The organism is Caballeronia sp. LZ035 (assembly GCF_031451175.1).
In the GTDB taxonomy this organism is placed as follows: domain Bacteria; phylum Pseudomonadota; class Gammaproteobacteria; order Burkholderiales; family Burkholderiaceae; genus Caballeronia.
The window spans coordinates 348,405-370,370 of the sequence record NZ_JARUXS010000003.1; the positions used below are offsets into that span (position 1 = coordinate 348,405).

A 21,966-nucleotide genomic window follows, 5' to 3' on the forward strand; every position below is an offset into this window, starting at 1 on the left:
TCGGATTCTCGCATGGAACGCCTTTTCAATTCCGCCGTGCGCGCGCGTCAGGCGCGTCCACAAAGGCGCTCAGGGCATTCGGGGCATTCAGGGCGCCGCGACCGGATCGAGACCGGTCGCGCGCACCGTGTCCTGCACCTGCGGCGAGGCCAGATAACGCAGCAGCGCGCGCGCCTCGTCGGGATGTTTTGCGCCCACCGGAATACCGGCGGCGAAGCGCGTGACGGACTGCACCTCCTCGGGAATCCGGCCGACGAACTGCGCGCCCGGCACCGGCAGCAACTCGCTCACCTGCTGCAGGCCGATCTCGTACTCGCCATTCGCGACGACCGAGGCCACCGGGATCTTCGGCACCATCTTCGCCTTCTGCTTGACCTGATCCTCGATGCCGAGTTTCCCGAACATCTGATTCTGGATATAGACACCGCTTGCGCTGTCCGAATAGGCGATGGACTTCGCATGCAGCAGCGTCTGCCTGAAGGCCTCCACGCTGCCGATGTCGGGCTTCGGCGCGCCGGCACGCACCGAGACGCCGATGCGGGAATCGGCCAGTTCGACGCGCGAATCCGGCATCACCTTGCCTTGCTTGATGAGGTCGTCGAGCGCATAGCCGACCATGATGACCACGTCCGCCTGCTCGCCCCGCGCCAGACGGTTCGGGATGGCTTCGGGCGCCTTGCCCATCGAGGGGCCGAGAGCGGTATCGAGGGTATTGCCCGTCGACGCCGCGAACTTCGGGCCGAGGATCTTGTAGGCGGCAGTGAAGCCGCCGGAACTCATCACGTGCAGTTCAGCCGCGTGAAGGGCGGTTGCGGCCGTGGCGACGAACGTACAGACAGCGAACTTCCTGAAGAGCGATTTCATGGGCATCGATGTGGGGAAGGGGAAGCACGCGCATTTGAACCCAAAGCGGCGCATGGGCGCAAGCGTCAGCGTGCATCGGCGTCGAAACGTATTGTGCTGGACCCGTTTTTGCTGAACGTGTGGTGCAGCAAAAACGATCAACAGACCCGCCGAACTTCTCGTCGAACCATGTCAAGACCGATGCCCAGGACTCAACCCTTATCAGAAGCAGGCGCGCACGAAGGCTTCGACATCTATGCGTCGTATGTCGTGAACGCGACGGGCATGCATATCGGCACGCTGAAGGTCGTGAGAAAGCGCGACAAGCGCGTGCTCTATCCGTTCGACGGTTGCGAGACCATCGGCCCGTTCGAGTCGAGCGAGGATGCGCGGCGCGCGGCGGAAGCGCTGGGCGTGCGTATCGTCGAGGCGGATATCGCCAATCCGGAGCCTTGAGGGCGGTGCGCGTCTCCCGAGACACGGCGACGCCGTGCACGCGGTAAAAAGCGCCGCGTTGCGCTCAATGTCTTGCCCGCCAGGCGGCAAGTTTGGGACGGCGCTGTCGGGCGCCGGGCGTGTTGAACCGTCGCGCCGACCGATGCGACGCACGGCAAGACGACCCGATGAAACGTGCGGCATGGGCACGCTCGATGTTCAACCCGCCGTGCTGCTACGGCGGCTCATGAGCCGCCGTGCGATTCTTGCCGTGATACGTTGACTACAGGCTCAGGAAAGCGCTGATTCTTTGCATTTGCTGGCTGGTCAGCTCCGGACCCTGGCCAGTGAGATAGGTGCGCACCATGTCCGGTGTGATGTCGGTGAATCCTCGCTGGTTGAGTTCGCCTTGCAGACTTGAAGGTGGCGCGCCATGTCCATCGAGCCACGCGTCGATTGAATCAGATACGGGTCCGCCCAGCTTCGTATGGTCCTGGTGGAACTGTTTGATCTGCGCGCTTCCCCACGAGGGGGGTGCGGCAGGCGCAGCGACAGGGGGTTGAGCGGTGCCGCTGGCGGCCTCGTCGGAACCCGCGTCCGTGCGTGATCGCTTGGGCGCCTGTTGCCCATCGGCCCCGCTGGTTCCTGGTTGAGCCACGGTCTGGTCAGGGTTCGTGGCCGGGCGCTTGACGCCGCTGGGCCCCGGCTGAGCCACGGTTTGGTCAGGCTTCGTGGCGGGGCGGCTGACGCCGCTGGGTCCCGCTTGCGGCGCGTCTGCCGGGCCGGGCGGCAGGTTCGCGCCTGAGCGCGGAAAGCCCGGTCCATACTCGGGCGGGCCGTCGAGCGCGACCCATCCCTGGCGCTGGGCTGACCAATACCCGGGGCGCTGCCGGATCTGGTCGATCTGTGCCGGCGGCATGCCGGTTTCCCGCGAAAGCTGCGCGGTCGGTATATTCGCTTGATCCCCCTCCAGGATCGAGGTGTAGTTTTGAAAGCTGATGGGATGGGTCTCCGTTGGCGGAACGCCCGCACGCTGCGGCTGGACTCTCCATGGCAAGTTTTGCGGTAAGTTTTCGGCTCGGAGATGTTCCCTGCGTGCGTACCGATATGCGGCGCGCAGGGCCTCAAACTGATTACCGCCAGTCAAATCGTTCGCTACGGTTTGCAGGGGTTCACCGGTGGTCAATCGACCGTAGATTTCACCGCTCTTTCTAGAGGTGGGGATATCGTCGACGGTTACCTGCGCGGGTACTACCTCTCCGCTCTGCCGCACGTACCGGTTCAAGGCATCGTCGACTGCAGGACGCCTCACCGAGAAAAACTTGTCGGCGATTTCCTGCCGGTAGTATCCCTGTTCATACAGGTCGAAAGCGGCTCGTCCGGCGGCAAGAGAATTCGTATTCACTCCCGCTCCTCCTGGCAGGCCCTTATCCAGATCGACCTTCCAGTTTCCCTGTTCGTCGATGGACATGTTGCGCGTATTGGGCCAGCCCTCGCGTGGTTGCAACTGCCAATGCCGGGCGTCCTCGTTATAGCTCACCGGATAAGTCTGGCCGCCTTGCTGGATGAACTGCTGGCCGGTTTCATCGCGATACACGCCGCGAGCGTTCGGGTCGGGCGCGAGCTTGCCGGAGGGGGCGCGCGCATATTCCTTGGGCACCAGCGGGATGCCCGAGGTCGAATCGGGCGCGGGGGTTGAGGTTGCCGGTGCTTCGGCAGGTGTGATCTCGGCGACGGGTTTGATCTCAGCGGCGGGTTTGAACTCCGTGGAGGGCTTGAACTCGCCGACAGGCTTCATCTCGCCGGCGCTGCCGAATTTCGGTAGCTTGGCTGCGGGCACGAAGCTGCCGACCACGCCCGATGCGAAGTCGATCCCCTGTCTGGCCCACTCGGGCAGCGACTTCGCCGGCACGATGTAGTCAGTCATCAGATTCACGCCGGGGACCATGCCCACGAAAAAGCGGCCCAGACCATCCTTGAGTTGCTGCTGCCAGAGCGGCAGCGGCGGGGTGTGGTCATCGACATACGTGTATTTGATGGGGCCGCCCTGGGAAGCGGCGTGATACATCTCCTCGGCATCGAGGATGCGGCGGTTTGCCGTTTGATAGCGATACAGCATGTCACCGCCGAAGTTGCCCATGCGCGCGTTTTCGGTGGTGGTCTTAGTGAGATCGGGCGGCAGCGGCGGGAGCTCGGGCGTGCGGCGCAAGGGATCGCTCTGTATGGCCGACGTCGCCCATGTGGCTTTCCGGGTGGCATCGGCGGACCAGTCGCGCAGCGCCTTGAAGTCGTCGGGCGTCTGGGTCAGGCGGTACTGGAACTCCTGCGCGTTGCGCTCGGAGTTCAGGCCGTGGGTGATGAACGAGCTCAGGCGCTGGAAGGAGCTGGCGTTGTCGAAGCCGCTGTTCGCGTCGGCGACGCGAAGCGCCGTGGCGTCGCGCAGGGCCTGATTGATTTCCTGATCGGCCTGTTGCCACTGGCCCTGCACGCGTGAGCGTTCCTGGTCGGTGAAGGTGCCGATCTGCGACTGCATGGCATGGCGCAGGTCAACGGCCTGCCCGAAGATGCGGGCGCGCTCTTCCGGCGTGGCGGCCTGGTTGAACTGCTGGCCCATCCGGGTGAGCCGGTCGGTTTGCTGCTGGCCGCCGGCGCCGAGATAGACGGAGCCGAAGGGTTTGTTGAAAGTCATCTGCACGCGGGCGTTCGGATCGCGCATGGCTTGCTGATAGGCCGTGTGGATCGGATCGATGACTTGGGTGTTCACTTGACTCGCGATCTGTGCACGCTGATCGCTGGTGGTGGCGGCATTGTAGTAAGTAGAGCCCGCGGCGAGCGCGCCGCGATAGTAGTCGCGCTGATCGGCGCGCAAGGCGTCGACCTCCTGACTCGCCTGCGTGGTGCGCTGCTCGAAGCCGATGGCCTCGGGATCCGCACCGCGCAGCGAGTCACGCTGAAGTGCGGCCATGCTGTTGGCGTTGGCGGCGTCGTTGGGGATGGAGGGGTCCTTGTCCAGGCGTGAGAGCAATTGCGTCGCTTCAGCGTTGGAGAGTGGCGGCGAGTTAGAGGTCGTCGTGTTCGCAGGCTGCGTGTGCGACAACGTTGGTTCCCCCTGCGTGGATGCGTTATCGGCTCCGTTGTCAGACGAAGGAGAAAGCGATTGCGTCGCTTCAGGGGCGGGACGCTTCGGCGAGTTGGAGGTTGCCGTATGGGTCGTCGCTGGGTTCGCACGCAGGGGTTGCGGCAGCGGTAACGCCCTTGTGGGCGCATTGGTCTGCGTGGAGGACGCGTTATTGGCCTGGTTGCCAGCTGATGGAGAAAGCGGATGCGTCGTTTCGTTGCTGGAGAGCTGCGGCGAGCCGGAGTCCGTCGTGTTCGTGGTCATTGCGTTCGGAGCAGGCGTCTGCGGTGACGTGGACTGCCCCGCAGCCGCATTGGTCTGCGTCGATGATGCGTTATCGGTCTCGTTGCCCGATGAAGCCGAAGGCGACTGTGTCGCTTCGTCGCTGGAAGTGGCCGTGTTCATGGCTGTCGTGTCCGCCGCAGGAATCTGCGACAACGTGGACTGCCCTGCGGGCGCATCGGTTTGCGGGGAGGACGTCTTGTCGGCGTCGTTGCCATCGGTCCGCGTGGAGGACGCGCTATCGGCGTCGTTGCCCGTTGAAGAGGCGGGCGGTTCGTTCTCCGGGTTAGCGTTGGCGGAAGTGGTGTCGTCGTCGTTGCCGCCGTATGGCTGGGTGGAAGCGGACGATGATGTGCTGACGCTCGATACAGCCATTTTCAGTTGCTCCTGACAAGAAGAAAGGCGTCGCCCGATCCTGGTCATCTTGCTGAAGCGCTGGGGGCGATGCGTGCTTTGAGTATTCCTGTCAGCTGGCCCGTGCGGGTGATGCAGCGATATCGTGGACGCGTTGCACGTTACGCGTCCGGGATGGACTTCGTGCCCGTTATCCTGCTGGTGCCAGCGCATGACGCACACGGACGCATGCGCGATCGGCGCCGTGGCGTCGCTGTTCGTAGGGCATCCTGGCCAGCGCGGAGCGTGATTCGACGGGATGAGAAAACCCGGCGAGCGAGAGCGCCGTGCGTTCGTGCGTTCGTGCCGCTCACGTTTGCGCGCCCAGGGCCGTCACATTCATGTCCAGTGCGCGCGCTTCGACTTCGAGCAGTTCGCTATGAGCCAAAAAATTGCATGATTCTTTGCATCTCAGCCTCCGTCAGACTCGGACCTCCGCCGACGAGATAGGTGCGTAGCATGTCCGGCGTGATCTCTGAATAACCTTGGGCAGCCAATTCTGTTTTCAGGCTGAGCGGTGCGGGAGCGTCACCATCAAGCCACGCATCGATTGAGTCGGAATCCGCCTGGCTGACTTTCGAATGCTCCTCGTAGTACTGTGTGAGCTCCCGGCGTCCCCAGGACAGCTCGGATTCCGGGTGAGCCGCGTGTTCCGGTTGCGTCGTCGCGCCGGTTTGCGGCGGGGATTGACCGGTGGCGCCGGACTCGACACCCGTGCGTTGCCGCTTCGCCGGCGGCTCGACCGGATCACGCACTTCGTCGTCTGGAATCCATGCTTGTGCCGAACGCGAATACTCCCCGCGCCCGCTTTGAATCCGGTCGACCCAGTCTGTCGGCACGCCGGCTTCCTGGCCAATCTGCCAGGCCGGTTTGCGTTGATCGAGCCCATCGACAATATCGGCGTGCTGCTGAACTGTCATTGAGTAACGAGGCCGACCAGCCGACGCCTGTACCTCGTGATACCGTATCGGATCGACATACTCCACCCACCTCTGTTGCGCGGGCGACCAGTAACCATCGAGCGACTGGATTCGCTCGACCCACGCTTCCGGTATGCCGGTTGCCTTGCTGATGTGCGCATTCGGTATGTTGTGCGTCCGCCAGGCAAGGATTTTCCTGTACTGGACCTCGGAAATGGGAAAGCTGTGCGAGGTGGAAACGTCAGGAAACGCCGACGACGGACCTGCCCGGCCTTGCTCCGAAACCAGTCCTGATGTGCCCGTCGCAGAGCGTGCCGCGGCCTGACGTGCAGCGGAAGCATCGGTTGAAGCCGCTTTGTCGGCGAGCATATGCCGCAGCGCGTCGTTCGCGCGTATCCGAAGCGGGCGGGGTATGGGGAATCCTCTTTCAGACGCATAGGTTCGAATCCAGTCCGAGAGCAATTCCGGACTGATGCCTGACACCCGGCTTATTTCGCTGATTTCCCTTCCCGCTGTGTAAGCCTGATAGACGGCTTTGCCCCACACCCGATATTTCTCGTCGCCTGGCGCGCCGCCCTTCAGGCCCGTGTCCAGATTGACTTCCCAGTTGCCCTTCTCGTTGAGACGCATGTTGGGGGAGTTGGGTGAGCCGTCACGCGGCTTCATCCGCCAGCTATCGGCGGCTTCGTTCCAGTCCACCGGGTAACGCTTGCCGCCTTGCTGGATGTATTGCTGGCCAGTTTCATCGCGATACAGGCCGCGAGCGTCTGCATCGGGCACCAGCTTGCCGGCAGGTGGACGCGCATATTCCTTGGGCACCAGCGGGATGCCCGAGGTCGATTTTGACGCAGGGGTTGAGGTTGCCGGTGCTTCGGCAGGCTTGAACTCGTTCGTGGGTTTGAACTCCGTGGAGGGCTTGAACTCGCCGACAGGCTTCATCTCGCCGGCGCTGCCGAATCTCGGGAGCTTCGCTGCGGGCACGAAGCTGCCGACCACGCCCGATGCGAAGTCGATGCCCTGTCTGGCCCACTCGGGCAGCGACTTCGCCGGCACGATGTAGTCAGTCATCAGATTCACGCCGGGGACCATGCCCACGAAAAAGCGGCCCAGGCCATCCTTGAGTTGCTGCTGCCAGAGCGGCAGCGGCGGGGTGTGGTCATCGACATATGTGTATTTGATGGGGCCTTTCTGCGAGGCTGCGTGATACATGTCCATCGCATCGAGGATGCGGTGGTTGGCCGTTTGATAGCGATACAGCATGTCACCGCCGAAGTTGCCCATGCGCGCGTTTTCGGTGGTGGTCTTAGTGAGATCGGGCGGCAGCGGCGGGAGCTCGGGCGTGCGGCGCAAGGGATCGCTCTGTATGGCCGACGTCGCCCATGTGGCTTTCCGGGTGGCATCGGCGGACCAGTCGCGCAGCGCCTTGAAGTCGTCGGGCGTCTGGGTCAGGCGGTACTGGAACTCCTGCGCGTTGCGCTCGGAGTTCAGGCCGTGGGTGATGAACGAGCTCAGGCGCTGGAAGGAGCTGGCGTTGTCGAAGCCGCTGTTCGCGTCGGCGACGCGAAGCGCCGTGGCGTCGCGCAGGGCCTGATTGATTTCCTGATCGGCCTGTTGCCACTGGCCCTGCACGCGTGAGCGTTCCTGGTCGGTGAAGGTGCCGATCTGCGACTGCATGGCATGGCGCAGGTCAACGGCCTGCCCGAAGATGCGGGCGCGCTCTTCCGGCGTGGCGGCCTGGTTGAACTGCTGGCCCATCCGGGTGAGCCGATCGGTTTGTTGCTGGCCGCCGGCGCCGAGATAGACGGAGCCGAAGGGTTTGTTGAAAGTCATCTGCACGCGGGCGTTTGGATCGCGCATGGCTTGCTGATAGGCCGTGTGGATCGGATCGATGATTCGGGTGTTCACTTGACTCGCGATCTGTCCACGCTGATCGCTGGTGGTGGCATTGTAGTAAGTGGAGCCCGCGGCGAGCGCGCCGCGATAGTAGTCGCGCTGATCGGCGCGCAAGGCATCGACCTCCTGACTCGCCTGCGTGGTGCGCTGCTCGAAGCCGATGGCCTCGGGATCCGCGCCGCGCAGCGAGTCACGCTGAAGTGCGGCCATGCTGTTGGCGTTGGCGGCGTCGTTGGTGATGGAGGGGTCCTTGTCCAGGCGTGAGAGCAATTGCGTCGCTTCAGCGTTGGCGAGTGGCGGCGTGGTGAAGGTTGTCGTGTTGGTGGTCGTTGTATTCGCAGACATCGGTTGCGGCAGCGTCAGCTCTCCTGCGGGCGCATTGGCCTGGTTTCCAGAAGAAAGCGATTGCGTCGCGTCGCCGCTCGAGCCCTCCGGCGCGCTGGAAGGAATCTGCGATGACGTCGACTGCCCCGCAGGCGCATTGCCCTGAGTAGACGATGCGTCATCAGCGTCGTCGCCATCGGTCCGGCCGGACGATGCATGTCCGGCCGGGTTGTCGCCCGAAGCGGAGGCTGAGCCGTTCGCCGGGTCATGGCTGGCGAAAGCGGTGTCGTCGTCGCTGCCGCCATACGGCTGAGTGGACGCCGACGATGTTGAACTGACGGTCGATACAGCCATTTCGCTTGCTCCTGACAAGAAGATGAACGTCGCCCGCTACGCGTCCTCTTCATGCGCATCAGGGCAATCCGTGCATTGAGTGTCCCTGTCAGTCGGCCTACGCGGGTGGTGCAGCGATATCGCGCGTGCGCCGGCGGCTGCGCTTCAGTCTTTCCCGCGTGCCTTTGCCCGGGCATCCCGAACGCGCGTGTGGGCATCGTCCTGGGCGTGCATCTCGCGCCGCAACGCCGCGCGAATCGTATGCGCTTCGCCAAGCGCCGCAGCCAGAACCTCTCGCGCCGCGGCTGCTTCGCGCGCCAGCACGGCCTCCCGCTGGCGATGCCGCTCACGCGCATGACGCCACATCTCTGGGCCATGTGGTCCGCTCGCGCGCCAGTCCTTGAGCCCCGCGAGCCGCCCGGCGTGCAGTTCGCATTGCCTGACGGCGTGATCGACCGCCGCCTGTGCGCTCTGGACACCGCGCTGCGCACGCGCAAGCTCGCCCAGCCGGCACTGCACGCGCACGTCGCGGACGCGGCTCAGTACCGTCCAGAGTCGTATGCCGCGCGACACAGCAGACGAAGCACCCATCCCGGTCAACCTTGACCCGCGCACAGCGCATGCAGTGCCGCGAGCGTTTCGTCGATCGGAACATGCGCTCTCGGGGGCTGTCGCAGGAAATCCATGATGGCCGGATGCCGGGCGATGGCAAGATCGCCTGCCGGATCGCTGCCGGCCTTGTATTCGCCGATTTGCAGCAGCAGTTCGAGATCCTGATAACGCGCGAGCCATTCGCGCACGCGTTGCGCGTCAGCCTGATGCCGTTCCCGCGTGACGCGCGGCATGAGACGGCTCTTGCTTTGCAAGATATCGATGGCCGGATAATGCCCGGCCGCAGCGAGCCGCGACGCCAGCTGAATATGACCATCCAGCAGCGAGCGCGCTTCCTCGACGATCGGATCCGTCGCGTCCTCGTCCTCGGCCAGCACCGTGAAAAACGCGGTCACGCTGCCGCTCGCGGTGAGCCCGCTCATCTCGATGATGCGCGGCAGTTCGGCGAACACGCGCGGCGGGTAGCCGCGGCGCACCGGCGGCTCGCCCACCGCGAGTCCCACTTCGCGCAGCGCGCGCGCATAGCGCGTCAGCGAATCGAACAGCAGCACGACACGCTGGCCCTGCGCACGCAAGCCGCTCGCGATCTCGCAGGCGAGCTGCGACGCGCGGATGCGCTCGGCGGCGGGGCGATCGGACGTCGATACCACCACAACCGACCGCTCGCGCGCGCTGCCCAGATGATCGTGCACGAACTCGGCCACCTCGCGGCCGCGTTCGCCGATCAGCGCGACCACGACGGCATCCGCGTGCGCACCGCTCGCGATCATGCCCATCAGCGTGCTCTTGCCGCCGCCCGCCGTCGCGAAGATGCCGACGCGCTGGCCGACGCCGCAGGTCAGCAAGCCGTCGATGGCGCGCACGCCGGTCACGAACGGTTCCGCGATCAGCGGACGTTCGAGCGGATTGATGGCCGCCAGCGCCTCGTTGCGTCCGGCGGGGCGCGCGGCGGCGGGCGGCATGCCGTCGAGCGGCTGACCGAGGCCGTCGATCACCCGGCCGAGCACGCTGCGCACATCGAGCCGATGCCAGTCAAGCCCGCAACCTTCGACGCGCGTGATGTCGGACAGCCCGGTGAGTCCCGCATAGGGCATCACCAGCGCGCCGTCCGGCGTGAAGCCGACGACTTCGCCACTGTGCTGTTCAAACGTATCCGGCCGCACGAGGCGGACTTTTTCGCCGATGCGCAACGACGCGCCCACCACCCGCACGACCACCCCGCGCGCTTCCACCACGCGGCCGGACAGGGTCGGCGAATCGAGCAGGGAGGGCAACGCCTGCGCGGGGTTAGCAATGTCCTCGGCCATCATGACCTCGAGAAAGTGAAGATGTTGCGGACCTGATAGACGTCGCGCGGAATCTCTTCGATCGCGACCACATCCATGCGAATGCCGAGCGTCTGGAGCACGCGGGCGATGTGCGGGCGCAAGGTCGCCGACGTGACCAGCACACGCACGCTGCGCGCATGCTGGCCGAGCACGCGCCGCACGGTGTCGAGTTGCGTGAAGTCGAGCGGGCAGTACGGCTCGCCGTCCCGCGCGCGCTGGATGCTGGCTTCGAGTTCGGCTTCCCATTCCGGCTCGAACACGCCGCCCTGGATCTCCCAGGTGTCGAGGTTGGCGTGGCCGCGCACGATCTGCGGCCCGAGCTCGATACGGACTTCGCGCACCATGCGGTCGAGCGTGTGCTCATGCGCGGGGGCACGCAGGACCGCTTCGAGGATGCCGCGCAGATTGCGGATCGACACGTGCTGCTGCAACAGTTGCCGGAGCACGGCGGCGAGCTGGACCGTCGTCACGCGTTGCTCGATCTGCGCCACCAGCTCGCGGAACTCCCCGCCGATGCGATCGAGCAGGAAGCGCGCTTCCTGCGTGCCCATCAGGCGCGGTGCGCAGCGCTCGAACACTTCGACCAGATGCGCGCTGAGCGCCGCCTCCGGCGTGCTGGTCGTGAACACGGCCGGGTCGAGCCGGCTCGCCGCGGCGGTGGCCACCCAGACCGCTTTTTCCGCGCCCAGCCGGTAGCCCGCGACGCCGTCCATCGTCACATCGGCGGCGCGGCCGCTCACCAGCAGATGATCAGGCAGGAGCGAGCCGCTCGCGAACGCCACGTCGTCCACGTCGACGATATAGCGTTCGGGTGCGAGGCGCGTATCGAGTGCGCAGGACAGGCCCGGAAACGGCAGGCCGAGCCGCGCGTTGAGGTCATGACGCAGCCCCGCGAGCACCCGGTTGAGCGCCTCCGGATGCAGCGCGTCGAAGGCGCGCGCGCCCACCCGCAGGCGCAGCGCGGCGCTCGTGCCGGTCTCGGCGTCATCGAGCAGACTGGGCACCCGCCGGCTGCCGTCACGCGCGAGCGCGGGCATCGGTGCGACAGCGTTGCCGTGCGCGCGTTGCGACTTGCTCATCAGCAGCCCGCCCAGGCCGCCGAACAGCGCGGCGAGCAGCGCGAACTGGAGATGCGGAAAGCCGGGGATCAACGCGAGCGCCAGGCAGCACGCGCCGGCCATCAGCAGCGCATGGGGCTGAAGCGTCAGCTGGCGGTAGAGATCCGTGCCGAGATTGGTCGCGCCGCCCGCAGGCGACACGCGCGTCACGAGCAGGCCCGCCGCTACCGACACGATCAGCGAAGGAATCTGCGACACCAGGCCGTCGCCGATGGTGAGAATCGTGTAGACCTGCAAGGCCTCGCCGAACGGCAGATTGCGCTGGAGCATGCCGACCGCGAGTCCGCCCACGATGTTCACCAGCGCCACCACGAAGCTCGCAATGGCGTCGCCCTTGACGAACTTCATGGCGCCGTCCAGCGAGCCGTAGAAGTAGGTTTCGCGTTCGAGTCCGGCGCGCAGTTGCGCGGCCTGCTCGGCGGTGATCTGGTTGCTGCGCAGGTCGGCGTCGATGCTCATCTGGCGGCCGGGAATGCCATCCAGCGTGAAGCGGGCGGCGACTTCCGCGATGCGGTCGCCGCCCTTCACCACGACGATGAACTGAATGGCGCACAGCACGACGAACACGACTACGCCAACGGCCACGTTGTTGCCCGCGACGAGTTCGCCGAACGCGGAGATGACGTTGCCCGCGTGCGCGTGGACCAGGATCATCTTGGTCGAGGCGATGGCGAGCGCCAGCCGCAGCAGCGTGGTCATCAGCAGCAGCGCCGGGAAGCCCGGCAGGTCCGCCGCGCGCGACACGTAGATACTGGAGAACAGCATCACGAAGCTGGCGCAGAAGCTCAAGCCGATGAACAGGTCGAGCAGGAACGGCGGCACCGGCAGGATCAGCAGGGCGATCACGCAGATGAAGCCGGCGGCCAGCGCCACGTGGGCATAGCGCGCGAGCAGGCCGGGAAGCGCGTGAAGACGGGAGGAAGTAGAAGCAGACATGTTATTGGTTCAGTTCTCGGTGGAAGGCGCGGCGGCGGTTCTTGAAGTGGTGGTCGCCGTTGTCGTCGCGGTTTTCGCGCTTGACCTCGTCCTTGTCCATGCGCAGACGGCGGACGTGCAGGATGCGCTGCAAGGCGTAGTCGGCGGCGGCGGGCGCGATCTGCAACAGCGCCGCGAGCAGCAGCAGGCGGCCATACTCGCCTGCCGCCAGACTGATCTGCGCGCGCGGGGCGAGCGCATGGGACGCGGTGAGCATCGCCATCCACCCGGACAGCGCCTGCCAGGCCAGAAAGCCGAGCAGCACGAGCTGCACCAGCATGATTCCGGTCTCGACCAGCAACCTCAGGCCAAACAGGTTCTTGAATCCCTCGATGGGATTGAGGCGCTTGAAATCGGGCGCGACGCGCTTGAAGGCAATCAGGCCGCGGGTCTGCGCCAGCTCGGGAACGATGACGGTCATCATTCCCATGCCGGCCAGCGCGAGCGCGGCGCGGCCCGGCTCGACGAGCGCGCCGAGCACTTCGTGGACGGTCGATTCGAACGGGCGGCTCAGGTCGATGGCGGTCACGGTCACGAGCATGTTGACGAACGCCACGAACACGTTGGGCGCCTGCACCGCCAGCAACAGCCACCACAGCAGACCGCTCGCGGTCGTGGTCAGCTGCACGCTCTTGGGAATGTCGCCGTCCTTGCGCGCGCGTTGCAGGCGCCGCGGGCTGGGCTTGATGGTCTTGTCGCTCATCGCGTGTTACCTCAGGACCAGGGAATGCACGAACAGGTCGGCAAGACGGCTCAGGAGAGCCGGGACGCATGACGCCGCGGCGAACGAGAGCACCATCGCCTTGATGGAACGCGCGGTGGAGAAGGGATTGAGGCGCTTTGCCTGACGCGCCGCCAGCCCCAGCGACAGGTCGGTCAGCACCATCAGGCCGAGCAGCGGCGCCGCCAGTTGCAGGCCCTGCACGAACAGCGCGGGCAGCCGGGTTAGCGCGAGGCTCTGGTAGAGGCGCGCGACGCCATCGCCATACGGGCCGCCGGGCGGCCAGAGCGACCAGGCGTCGGCGAAGAAGCCGCACAGCATGACGAGCCCCGTGCCCGTGAAGAACGTCAGCGCGGCGAACTGCGTGAAGAGCGTTTCGAACAGCGCGCTTTCCTGCTGGAAGTTGGGGTCGTACACGGCGGCCACGGTGTAGCCGCCTTGCTGGTCGAGGATGCCGCCCGCCGCGCCCGCCACGAAGAAGACCGAGCTCATGGCGAGTCCCTGCGCGAGGCCGATGAGCGCTTCCATCAGGCTCGCGCCCAGCAGGTCGACGGGCAGGCCCGCGTGCGCGGGCAGCATCGCGAACATCAGCACGAGCGGCACGCGCAGCGTGACGCCCAGCCCGCCGTCGTTGCCGAACGGAACGATGCTCAGCGCCACGGCCGGGCGGATCATGCAGAACGCGAAGCCCATGAACAGGTCGAGTGTGTTCATGGTCAGCGCGTGCGTCCGGCGGCGATCATGGAGAAGACATGCCCGAGCAGCCGCGCGATCTCGTGATGCGCCCACGGCGCCGCGACGATCAGCACGAGCCCGACACAGATGATCTTCGCGCCGTACGGCAAGCTCTGATCCTGGATCTGCGTGACCGACTGCACGAGCCCGAGCAGCAGGCCCACGGCCGTGGCGACGGCGAGCATCGGCAGGGAGAGCCAGAACACGAGCAGCAGTGCGTCGCCGGACAGCGAGGCAAGAGAAGGAAGAGGGTTCACTTGGCGTAGCTGAGAATGAGTGCATGCATGAGCTTCGGCACGCCGGACGCGGCCACCAGCACGAAGAGCTTGAGCGGGATCGAGACGGTGCTCGGCGAGAGCATCATCATCCCCATGGCGGTCAGCACGTTCGCCACGATCAGGTCGATCACCAGGAACGCGACGTACAGCAGAAAGCCCGCTTCGAAGCCGCTGGAGATCTCGCTGATCAGAAAGGCCGGGACCAGCAGCGAGAAGTCGGTTTCGCTGGCTTCGCGCGACGGATCGATGCGCTTCGCCGCATTGACGAGGAACGCCCGCTCGGCCGGCCGCGAGTGCGTCAGCATGAAGTCGCCGAGCGGGCCGCGCACCGCGTCGACGAGTTGCGGCAGCGGCGGCAGCCCCTGCGGCTGCGAACTCGAGCCGCGCTCGTCCATGCCGAGCGCCGCGCCGATCTGATGCATGGTCGGCGCCATGACGGTCAGCGTGGCGGCCAGCGCGAGCCCGGAGATGGCGAGGTTGCCCGGCGCCTGCTGCACGCCGAGCGCCGAGCGCAGCAGCGTCAGGACGATGCTGAACTTGGTGAACGACGTCGTCATCACCACGACGAGCGGCGCCACGCTCATCAGGAAGAAGATGCCGATCAGCTGCAACTGTCCGGTCTGGCCGTCGATCATGATGTCGCGTCACCGTTCGTCGGTTGGAGCATGCTCGTGATGCGCACGGCAAGCACGTCGTCGATATCCACCAGTTCGGCATGCGCGAACGGCAGGCCCTGGCACAGCAGCGTCACGGCGCGCTCGCGCACGGAGATCTGCAACGAGACGAGCGAGCCGCTGCGCAAGCGGCTCAGTTCCTCGAGCGAGATGCGCAATGAACCGATCATCGCGTCGAAGGTGAAGGTGAGGGCATCGATCGGAATGAACTCGCTCGTGAGTTCGGTAACGGGTTCGCGATCGTTTTCAAGCGGACGGTCCAGCACGATTTGATCTCCAATGGTTTTCAGGCAGATGCGTTGCGTGCCACTGCGCAGCGGCACGCGAAGGTAATAGAGGTTCTTGTCGATGACGAGGGCGTCGCCGGTGCGGATGCGGCGCATGCGCGCTACCGAGAGCGTCGGACCCGCAAGGCAGACCGGCAGCGGCACGACGATGCGCCGCGCCAGCGCGCGCAGGTCGGCCGGAGGGTGTGGCCGGCGCCGCAGCCAGCGGTCGACTGCCTCGCAATGGAACGAGACACTCGCCATGCGCCCGCTCTGTACGTGCGTGACGGCGATGCCATAAGCGCCGGGGTCGGGCACCGCGTCGTAGGAGACGCGGGTCACGTCGAGCGCGAAGCCGAACAGGCCTTCGAGCGCGCAGAACCAGTCCTCGCAGGCGTCCAGGATCAGCTTGCAGGCATGCGCGCCGCTCGCCTCCAGACTGCGGCGCGCGAGTTCGGGAAGCAGCGCCTGCGCGTCCAGATCCAGTTGCAGCGGCTGCCCGGATGCGTGACCGTGCAGGCGCACCGGATAGCGCGAGCGGCGCGGCTCGAAGGCGATGGTGAAGCGCCGCTGCCCGACGCTGACCGGCAGCGGCGCACCGAACAGCAGCGCGGCAATGTTGTGACGCTCCGCATGATCGCGGGTGAGCCTTTCGAGACCTTTGAACGGATTCATGCCGATGGTCCTCCGTGCGACAGGGCGTCGAGCGCTTCGCGCAGGTCGCAGCCGATGTCGTCGAGCTGGGCCACGATGCGTTCGTCGAGCCGGGTGTATTCGTCGAGCACCGCGCCGATCGCCTGACGCATGCCGCGTTCGAGCGCTTCGAGCTGCCGGTGCAATCCGCCGTCGATCACGCCGCCTTCGGTTTCCACCACGCACGAACGCGGCGGCAGGTCGGCATCGGCGAGCACGGTCACGAAGGCGAGCCCCAGTTCCTGCTCCAGCCGATCGACGGCATGCCGGGCCTCGGCGAAATCGCACACGGCGACGCGCACCGAGAGCAGGCGCTGTTCCGGCGCGGCCAGCAGGCTGCTGCGCAACTGGTTCGGCAGCGTGGCGCCCGAGGGCAGGTCGCCGACGAGATCGGTGACGGCCTGCATCACGAGTTGCAACAGCCGGTCTTGCAGGCGTCCGAGCGCATAGGCGGTCGCGGCGGCCGGCACGACCAGGCCGCGCAGCGCCGCGGCCTGACCGGCGCGCAGGCCGCGCACGAAGGCGCGGCGGCGGGTGCGGCGCGCGCGTTCGGCGAGACGGCTGGTTTCCTGCAGCACGTACTGGTGGATCTCGCGGCGCAGCGCGCCGAGTTCCTGCAAGTGCACGAGGTCATCGCCGGATACATAGCCGTCGGACTCGACGCGCCAGCCGGCGCTACGCCAGATCAGCATGGCCGCCTCCCCGCATTCAGCACCTGGAGCGCATCGCCCATCAGTTCGAGCGCGGTTTGCTGCGACACGCGCGCAAGACGCCATTGCGCTGCCGCCTCGGCGTGCGCAAGCGGCAGGCGCAGACGCGTCCAGGTTCGCTGCGCGTCGCCGTGCGTGGCGCGCAGTGCGAGCGCCAGACCGGCGACGCTCAGACTGCGCCGCGCAAACCAGTCGACCGGTGCATCGAGCGCTAAGTCGCGATGGTCGCCGCGCGGATGACATTGCAGCAGCGCGAGCGGCGGCAGGCCTGTCGCGACTTGAAAGCGTGCGTGCGCCTCCGCGCTCACCACCAGACGCAGCGAACGCGCGCACGCAAGCGCCGCGCACAGGCGCATGAGGCGCGCGCAGGCGCTGCGGTCGAGCGGCCCGACGAACCAGGGCAGCTGCGTGACGCCGGCGCGCGCCAGCATCGGGAAGCGGGTGAACAGATGCGCGGCGGCGCGGGCGCGCGCCCGTTCGCCGCGCGCGGGCCGTTGCTGCGGCAGCCAGCTGTGATGCGCCCAGCCGGAGATATCGAGGAGGGGGCGGGAGGTCATCGACGGTCTCGTGTCGTGGTCGTGGAGGAAGCAGCGTCAGTGGACGTGGTGGGCTCCGTCTTCGCGCGCTCGCTATCGCGTCCGCGACGCCGGAAGAAGGTGACGCCCGGCACGCGCAGCCTCGGGAACGCGCGGATGCCCTTGTCCCAGATCCACGCCGCGACGATCAGCAGCAAGGCCAGCACGCTCAGCGTGATGAGCACCCGCGTGGTGGATCCGTGGGTGGCGCGCGCAGGGGCGCAGGCGCCGGTTTGCGCGCAGACTTCCGCGGGCGTGGCGACCGGCATGACCGGCACCATCGTCACGTAGACGCGTTCGGGCGTGAGCCCCGTCACCGCGCCCGCGACGAGCGAGCGGATCTTGTTGCGCATCGCTTCGAGGTTGGCGTCGCTGCGATAGCGCAGCATCACGGAGGCGCTCGGCAGCGGCGCGGGTCCGAGCAGCGCATCGCGCGGCGGATCGACGACATGCACGCGGGCCACCAGGACGCCGTCCATCTTCTCCAGCGTCTCGGCGAGTTCCTGCGTGAGGCCGTACACATAGCGGACCTGGTCTTCCTCCGGGCTGGAGATCAACCCTTGACGGCTGAACAGCTCGCCGAGATTCGCGTGGGTTCCGCGCGGCAGCGCGTAGGCGCCGGCGAGTTCGGTCGCGTAGACGACTTCGTCTTCCTCGACCGAGATGCTCCAGGTCTTGTCGTTGTTGCGCAGTTTCGAACTGTCGATGCCGTGACGGCTCAGCACCGCGACGATCCGGTTCGCCTGATCTTCGTCGAGACCTTCGAGCAGCGAGGTCTTGCACGCAACGAGCAGCACGAGCGGCAGGAGAATGATGGCGCGGCGAATCATGTTCTTTGCGTGAGGGATTGGATGGCGCTGCCGGTGGCCTGTGCCAGATGAGAGACCGTTTGCAGCGTGATCGAGTAGTCGGAGACGGCGGCTTGCAGCATCAGCATTTCGCCGGTCGTGGGGCCCTGCCGGCGTGCGGGATCCAGCATCCCGGCGATGGCCGCTGACGGGCGATGCACGAGGTTCTGGACGTGTTCGGCGATGTGAGTCAGCTCGTGGTTGGCCAGGCCAACGGGCCCCGGTTCGTGGGTGGGCGGCGGCGGGAGGACCGTCGCGTCGGGCTGATACAGCGTCAGGTCGACAATGGGTGATGACATGGACGTATCGTGAGTGGATTGAGGGTGCGCTTGTCTGTGCCCTTCGAGCGTGCCCCGCGCGGCGGCGGCGGCGGCGAGCCGCGGCGCGGCGCGGGGGAGCTTCGTGGCCGTGTTGGGTTATTTCGTGTTCTGCGCCACCGCCTTGTGCGTGTCGCCCAGTCCGCTCATCATCGACGTGGCTTGCTGAAGCATCGTCGTGTACTCGCTGGTGAGCTTTTGCATCTGGATCATGATGGCGCTGCCTACGCCGCCGCCTTGGGCGCCGATCTTGTCAAGCGGCTGGTGACCGGCTGTACCGCCTGCGCCGCCCGTACCGCCCGCGCCGCCCGCACCACCCCCGTCCTCCTGCGCCTGTTGCTGGTAGACCTGGTTGATTTCCTGGGCCTTCTTTTGAAGTACCTTCGTGACGGCGGCCGCCAGGTCGCCCAGCGAAAGCGTGCCGTCGCCGGCAAGCACGTTGGGGATGTTGCGGGGGTAATAGCCTTGATACGAGGGGGTATATGCGAAATCTGAAAAATCGGACATTTAAGATACCTTTCGAAAGTACTGGCGTGCTCAACGGAAGCAACTTCACTCCCGACGCCTCGCGCGGCACGCCGACGCGCGAAGCGGTAATGCATGGATGGTCTGTGCCGCGAGATTGATCGCGAGCCCTTCAACAAGGCTTCCCGGAAGCGGTGCGCTGGGCAGTCAGGTCGTAGAGGCTGCCGTCTTCACGCACGACGCTCGCCCCGCATTCGCGAATCCGTTCGATCCTGCCCATCGCGATGCGACCGCCCGCGAAGTAGCGCGTGCCGCCGGCATCCGCGAGCCACGCCGAATGCGGCGATGTGACGAGATTGAGGCCGAAGCTTTCGAGCGGAATGCGCACGGGCCCGCTTGCGTTCTCATGACCGGCGAAGCTCAGCGTTTTCAGGCCTTCGATCTGCGCCTGCGCCGTCCGGGCGACCAGCGCGTAGTCCCAGGAATCGGCCTTGAGGTGCGCGCCCGCTCCTGGCAGGGTCACCACGAAAGCGCCCGGCTTCTCCACCCGCGCTTGCGCGCCGCGGTAGTACTGGTCGAGCAGATCGCTCAACTGCTCCTCGATGTTCTGCATCACGAAGACACGCACGCTTACGGACCGGTCGCGTGCCCGCGCGGCAAGCGACAGCGCCGCGAGATCCGCAGGCGTCTGAACGTAGCCTTCATAGATGCGCGTGCCCGAGGTCTTGTCGGTGTCCACATGCACGTGACTGAACGCGGGCCGCTCGAGCAGCGGTGCCTGCGGGGGCGCGGCGTCGGTCGCAAAAGGATTCAGGCTAAGCACGGCGGCGAGCGCGAGCGGCGTCACCGCCAGCGCGAACCACGCAAGGCTCGGGACGCGCGCGCAACGCATGCGCAGCCAAGCGAGCGGTGCATGCCGCAGCAGCCAGTCGGCCTCGGCCTGTTGTGTACTCTGTCCGTCCGGATACTCGCCGTGACTGAACAGCAAGGAGGTGTCGCCCAGGCAGAACGTGGCGCCGTGATCCAGCAGCGTGCGCGACCCGGCCTTCAGCGGGCGGCCGAATACCGTGACGCCGTCGGCCAGCGCGAACAGCGCGAGCTGCGGACCGTGCAATTGCGCACGCGCATGACGCGGGGCGATGCGGTCGTCGGCGAGAATCAGATCGGCCTCGCTGTCGTTGCCGATCTCGATGTCATGGTCCACCTTGAGCGGAAGGCTCGCGCCCGCGTGCAATCCGCTCGTAACGAAGATGCGTGGCAAGCCGTTCATCGTGCGTCCTTAACTTGAACTGCGCGATCCGCGCTTGCGGGAAGCAGGGGTAGCGCTTGAGACGGCGCGTCAGCCACGGCCGGCGTGGCGGAGGCCATCGGGGCCTCCGCTGGGGCCGGTCGGTCCGTCGCTCGCTTCAACTGCGGCGTAATGAGGATGAGGCGCTCGGTACGGCCGCTCGACGTGGTTTCATTGCTGAACAACTGACCGATGAACGGAATGTCGCCGAGCAAGGGCACTTTCGAGCCGCCGGACTGGCTGTGTTCGTATTCGTATCCGCCGATCAGCAGGCTCTCGCCATCCGGCACCACGGCCTGCGTGATGATGGAGTTGCTTCGGACGCGCGGAATGCCGTCGACGGCTTCGTCGTTGTCGAAGGTGCCGTCTTCAATCTGGACGCTCAGCAGGATGCGGCCGTTCTCGGCGCCGCTCTGTTCGACGGTCGGCGTCACCTTGAGGACCAGTCCGGTATCGACGTTGAAAAGATTGGCATCCTGATTACCCGCGACGCGCACATACATCGAATTGCGCGACGACAGCGTGGCCTCGATGTTGTTCAGCGTGAGCACGCGCGGACGCGAGAGGATGCGCGCCTGCCCGTGCTGTTCGAGCGCGTGGATCTGCTGATAGAGGTAATGGGCCGAATTGCCGATGAGCGTGGTGAGCGTCAAGCCGCCGTCCACGGTGGCGGTGACGCCGGGCTGCACGGTGCGCGGCCCGACCGAATCGGTGCCGAACCAGGGCGCTGCCCGCCCGCCTGTGCCGCCGCCCGCGCCCCAACGCACGCCGAGTTCGCGCGCGGCGTCGCTCGAGACATCCATCACCACGGCGGCAATTTCGACGAGATCCTGCGGCCGGTCGAGCAGGGCGATGGCACGCTGATAGGCCGGCATCATGTCGGGGATGTCGTACACCACGACCGCATTGGTGCGCGCGTCCGCGACGATGTTGCGCTGAGCCGGGCTGACCGCCGACTGCGGCAACTCATCCGGGCCGTCGTTCGCGGATGCGCTCTGCGGAGTTTCGTTGAGACCCGGCAGGCTCGGCAGCGGCGGGATGCCGCGCGAGCCGCCCTTGCTGCGCGCCGGGTTGCGCTGGGCCGCCACCGGCAGTGAACCCGCGTTCTCCATCAAGCGGCGCAGCAAGGTCGCGACGCCCGGGATCGTCTGCTTCTGAGTGCCGGATTGATAAGTGATGTCCTGCGCCTGTGCATAGCGCAGCGGAAACACGCGGATCTGGGTCTTTTCGTAGATCTGCTGCGGCGTCGTCTGCTCGCGCGCCTGGGCGATCGCGTCCGACACCGCTTCCACGAATCGCGAAGGTCCGACCACCCTCACGCTGTCCTTTGAATAGCGCAGCGGCAAATGCGGATCATCCAGTTCGAGACTGCGCAGACGGGCGGCGACTTCATCGCGGCTCAGCGGTCCGAATGGAACGGTGCGGCTGCGCACGTCGTCGGCGGTTGAAACATGGAGCGTCTGGCCGTCGAAATACCAGATCAGCCCCCACGCTTCAGTGAGTGCGCGGAACACGGCGGCCGGCGGCTGATTGAATTCGCCATTGACGCTGCCGTTGACGCCGCGCGCGATGTCGATACGCAAGGCACTCGCGGAAGCCACATCTTTAAGCACGTCCGAAAGACGTGAGTTTCGGGCGACGTAGTGCATGGAAGCACCCTGCCATGCGGGTTCTGCCGAATGGGCCGCGTGGCTTTGCCACGCCAGAAGCAGCCATGCCGCACCGTGCGCGGCACGGCGCGTTCTGTTTCTGCCAATCAAGGGATGTTTTTGCATTCTGCGCCAGTTCATGATCTTTAAGATTTTCATGCGTCGAATGCTTA

General features: G+C 66.1%; 20 protein-coding genes. 2 read left to right on the top strand and 18 right to left on the bottom strand.

Annotation, left to right across the window (positions count from 1 at the left end; all coding sequences use genetic code 11):
* Nucleotides 1-87: 87 nt before the first annotated feature.
* Complete coding sequence (locus tag QCE88_RS24515; protein ID WP_309907165.1) at nt 88-864, bottom strand: substrate-binding domain-containing protein; 777 nt, start codon at nt 862-864, stop codon at nt 88-90.
* Between the two features lie 180 nt (nt 865-1,044).
* On the opposite strand from QCE88_RS24515, the gene QCE88_RS24520 reads away from it, so the two are divergent.
* Nucleotides 1,045-1,299, top strand: a complete 255-nt coding sequence (locus QCE88_RS24520; RefSeq protein WP_309907168.1) for a DUF6723 family protein — start codon at nt 1,045-1,047, stop codon at nt 1,297-1,299.
* A gap of 262 nt (nt 1,300-1,561) precedes the next feature.
* Here QCE88_RS24520 and QCE88_RS24525 read toward each other — a convergent pair whose 3' ends face one another.
* On the bottom strand, nt 1,562-4,375 hold the full coding sequence (locus QCE88_RS24525) for a hypothetical protein (protein ID WP_309907170.1): 2,814 nt from the start codon (nt 4,373-4,375) through the stop codon (nt 1,562-1,564).
* Between the two features lie 160 nt (nt 4,376-4,535).
* Here QCE88_RS24525 and QCE88_RS24530 point away from each other — a divergent pair, with 160 nt between their 5' ends.
* Complete coding sequence (locus tag QCE88_RS24530; protein WP_309907172.1) at nt 4,536-5,069, top strand: hypothetical protein; 534 nt, start codon at nt 4,536-4,538, stop codon at nt 5,067-5,069.
* A gap of 379 nt (nt 5,070-5,448) precedes the next feature.
* Here the strand turns inward: QCE88_RS24530 and QCE88_RS24535 are convergent, their stop codons facing one another.
* From QCE88_RS24535 to sctC, 16 genes are all read right to left on the bottom strand, one after another.
* Nucleotides 5,449-8,562: a hypothetical protein gene (locus QCE88_RS24535; RefSeq protein WP_309907174.1), complete on the bottom strand. Its 3,114-nt coding sequence runs from the start codon at nt 8,560-8,562 to the stop codon at nt 5,449-5,451.
* Nucleotides 8,563-8,706: 144 nt separating this feature from the next.
* Entirely contained in the window at nt 8,707-9,132 is a 426-nt protein-coding gene (locus QCE88_RS24540) for a hypothetical protein (RefSeq protein WP_309907176.1), read from the bottom strand.
* A 5-nt stretch (nt 9,133-9,137) separates the two neighbouring features.
* Nucleotides 9,138-10,460, bottom strand: coding sequence for a FliI/YscN family ATPase (locus QCE88_RS24545; protein WP_309907178.1), 1,323 nt, complete (start codon nt 10,458-10,460; stop codon nt 9,138-9,140).
* The gene (locus QCE88_RS24550) at nt 10,460-12,535 is read right to left on the bottom strand and encodes a flagellar biosynthesis protein FlhA (RefSeq protein ID WP_309907181.1); all 2,076 of its coding nucleotides are present in this window, start codon (nt 12,533-12,535) and stop codon (nt 10,460-10,462) included. Before QCE88_RS24550 ends, QCE88_RS24545 begins: the two co-directional genes overlap by 1 nt.
* A 1-nt stretch (nt 12,536) precedes the next feature.
* Nucleotides 12,537-13,277 (bottom strand): EscU/YscU/HrcU family type III secretion system export apparatus switch protein, encoded by a 741-nt coding sequence (locus QCE88_RS24555; RefSeq protein ID WP_309907183.1) that lies wholly within the window; start codon nt 13,275-13,277, stop codon nt 12,537-12,539.
* Between the two features lie 6 nt (nt 13,278-13,283).
* Nucleotides 13,284-14,009, bottom strand: coding sequence for a flagellar biosynthetic protein FliR (locus QCE88_RS24560; protein ID WP_309907185.1), 726 nt, complete (start codon nt 14,007-14,009; stop codon nt 13,284-13,286).
* Between the two features lie 2 nt (nt 14,010-14,011).
* Nucleotides 14,012-14,287, bottom strand: a complete 276-nt coding sequence (gene sctS, locus QCE88_RS24565) for a type III secretion system export apparatus subunit SctS (RefSeq protein WP_309815595.1) — start codon at nt 14,285-14,287, stop codon at nt 14,012-14,014.
* Complete coding sequence (locus QCE88_RS24570) at nt 14,284-14,943, bottom strand: EscR/YscR/HrcR family type III secretion system export apparatus protein (protein WP_309907187.1); 660 nt, start codon at nt 14,941-14,943, stop codon at nt 14,284-14,286. The genes sctS and QCE88_RS24570 overlap by 4 nt, the downstream gene beginning before the upstream one ends.
* Nucleotides 14,940-15,923: a FliM/FliN family flagellar motor switch protein gene (locus tag QCE88_RS24575; protein ID WP_309907188.1), complete on the bottom strand. Its 984-nt coding sequence runs from the start codon at nt 15,921-15,923 to the stop codon at nt 14,940-14,942. Before QCE88_RS24575 ends, QCE88_RS24570 begins: the two co-directional genes overlap by 4 nt.
* On the bottom strand, nt 15,920-16,633 hold the full coding sequence (locus tag QCE88_RS24580; protein WP_309907190.1) for a FliH/SctL family protein: 714 nt from the start codon (nt 16,631-16,633) through the stop codon (nt 15,920-15,922). Before QCE88_RS24580 ends, QCE88_RS24575 begins: the two co-directional genes overlap by 4 nt.
* Complete coding sequence (locus tag QCE88_RS24585; RefSeq protein WP_309907192.1) at nt 16,627-17,208, bottom strand: hypothetical protein; 582 nt, start codon at nt 17,206-17,208, stop codon at nt 16,627-16,629. The genes QCE88_RS24580 and QCE88_RS24585 overlap by 7 nt, the downstream gene beginning before the upstream one ends.
* Nucleotides 17,205-18,056 (bottom strand): type III secretion system inner membrane ring lipoprotein SctJ, encoded by an 852-nt coding sequence (gene sctJ, locus QCE88_RS24590; RefSeq protein ID WP_309907194.1) that lies wholly within the window; start codon nt 18,054-18,056, stop codon nt 17,205-17,207. Before sctJ ends, QCE88_RS24585 begins: the two co-directional genes overlap by 4 nt.
* Nucleotides 18,053-18,373: a hypothetical protein gene (locus tag QCE88_RS24595; RefSeq protein ID WP_309907196.1), complete on the bottom strand. Its 321-nt coding sequence runs from the start codon at nt 18,371-18,373 to the stop codon at nt 18,053-18,055. The genes sctJ and QCE88_RS24595 overlap by 4 nt, the downstream gene beginning before the upstream one ends.
* A gap of 117 nt (nt 18,374-18,490) precedes the next feature.
* The gene (locus QCE88_RS24600; RefSeq protein WP_309907198.1) at nt 18,491-18,898 is read right to left on the bottom strand and encodes a hypothetical protein; all 408 of its coding nucleotides are present in this window, start codon (nt 18,896-18,898) and stop codon (nt 18,491-18,493) included.
* A 130-nt stretch (nt 18,899-19,028) separates the two neighbouring features.
* The gene (locus QCE88_RS24605) at nt 19,029-20,126 is read right to left on the bottom strand and encodes an FHA domain-containing protein (protein ID WP_309907200.1); all 1,098 of its coding nucleotides are present in this window, start codon (nt 20,124-20,126) and stop codon (nt 19,029-19,031) included.
* A complete protein-coding gene (gene sctC / locus QCE88_RS24610) occupies nt 20,123-21,727 on the bottom strand; it encodes a type III secretion system outer membrane ring subunit SctC (RefSeq protein ID WP_309907202.1) in 1,605 nt (534 codons plus the stop codon). The genes QCE88_RS24605 and sctC overlap by 4 nt, the downstream gene beginning before the upstream one ends.
* Nucleotides 21,728-21,966: the final 239 nt, after the last annotated feature.

Coding starts and splice junctions, on each gene's coding strand:
- QCE88_RS24515 (WP_309907165.1), bottom strand. CDS start 864: ATGAAATCGCTCTTCAGGAAGTTCGCTGTCTGTACGTTCGTCGCCACG.
- QCE88_RS24520 (WP_309907168.1), top strand. CDS start 1,045: ATGCCCAGGACTCAACCCTTATCAGAAGCAGGCGCGCACGAAGGCTTC.
- QCE88_RS24535 (WP_309907174.1), bottom strand. CDS start 8,562: ATGGCTGTATCGACCGTCAGTTCAACATCGTCGGCGTCCACTCAGCCG.
- QCE88_RS24540 (WP_309907176.1), bottom strand. CDS start 9,132: ATGGGTGCTTCGTCTGCTGTGTCGCGCGGCATACGACTCTGGACGGTA.
- QCE88_RS24545 (WP_309907178.1), bottom strand. CDS start 10,460: ATGGCCGAGGACATTGCTAACCCCGCGCAGGCGTTGCCCTCCCTGCTC.
- QCE88_RS24550 (WP_309907181.1), bottom strand. CDS start 12,535: ATGTCTGCTTCTACTTCCTCCCGTCTTCACGCGCTTCCCGGCCTGCTC.
- QCE88_RS24555 (WP_309907183.1), bottom strand. CDS start 13,277: ATGAGCGACAAGACCATCAAGCCCAGCCCGCGGCGCCTGCAACGCGCG.
- QCE88_RS24560 (WP_309907185.1), bottom strand. CDS start 14,009: ATGAACACACTCGACCTGTTCATGGGCTTCGCGTTCTGCATGATCCGC.
- QCE88_RS24570 (WP_309907187.1), bottom strand. CDS start 14,943: ATGATCGACGGCCAGACCGGACAGTTGCAGCTGATCGGCATCTTCTTC.
- QCE88_RS24575 (WP_309907188.1), bottom strand. CDS start 15,923: ATGAATCCGTTCAAAGGTCTCGAAAGGCTCACCCGCGATCATGCGGAG.
- QCE88_RS24580 (WP_309907190.1), bottom strand. CDS start 16,633: ATGCTGATCTGGCGTAGCGCCGGCTGGCGCGTCGAGTCCGACGGCTAT.
- QCE88_RS24585 (WP_309907192.1), bottom strand. CDS start 17,208: ATGACCTCCCGCCCCCTCCTCGATATCTCCGGCTGGGCGCATCACAGC.
- sctJ (WP_309907194.1), bottom strand. CDS start 18,056: ATGATTCGCCGCGCCATCATTCTCCTGCCGCTCGTGCTGCTCGTTGCG.
- QCE88_RS24595 (WP_309907196.1), bottom strand. CDS start 18,373: ATGTCATCACCCATTGTCGACCTGACGCTGTATCAGCCCGACGCGACG.
- QCE88_RS24600 (WP_309907198.1), bottom strand. CDS start 18,898: ATGTCCGATTTTTCAGATTTCGCATATACCCCCTCGTATCAAGGCTAT.
- QCE88_RS24605 (WP_309907200.1), bottom strand. CDS start 20,126: ATGAACGGCTTGCCACGCATCTTCGTTACGAGCGGATTGCACGCGGGC.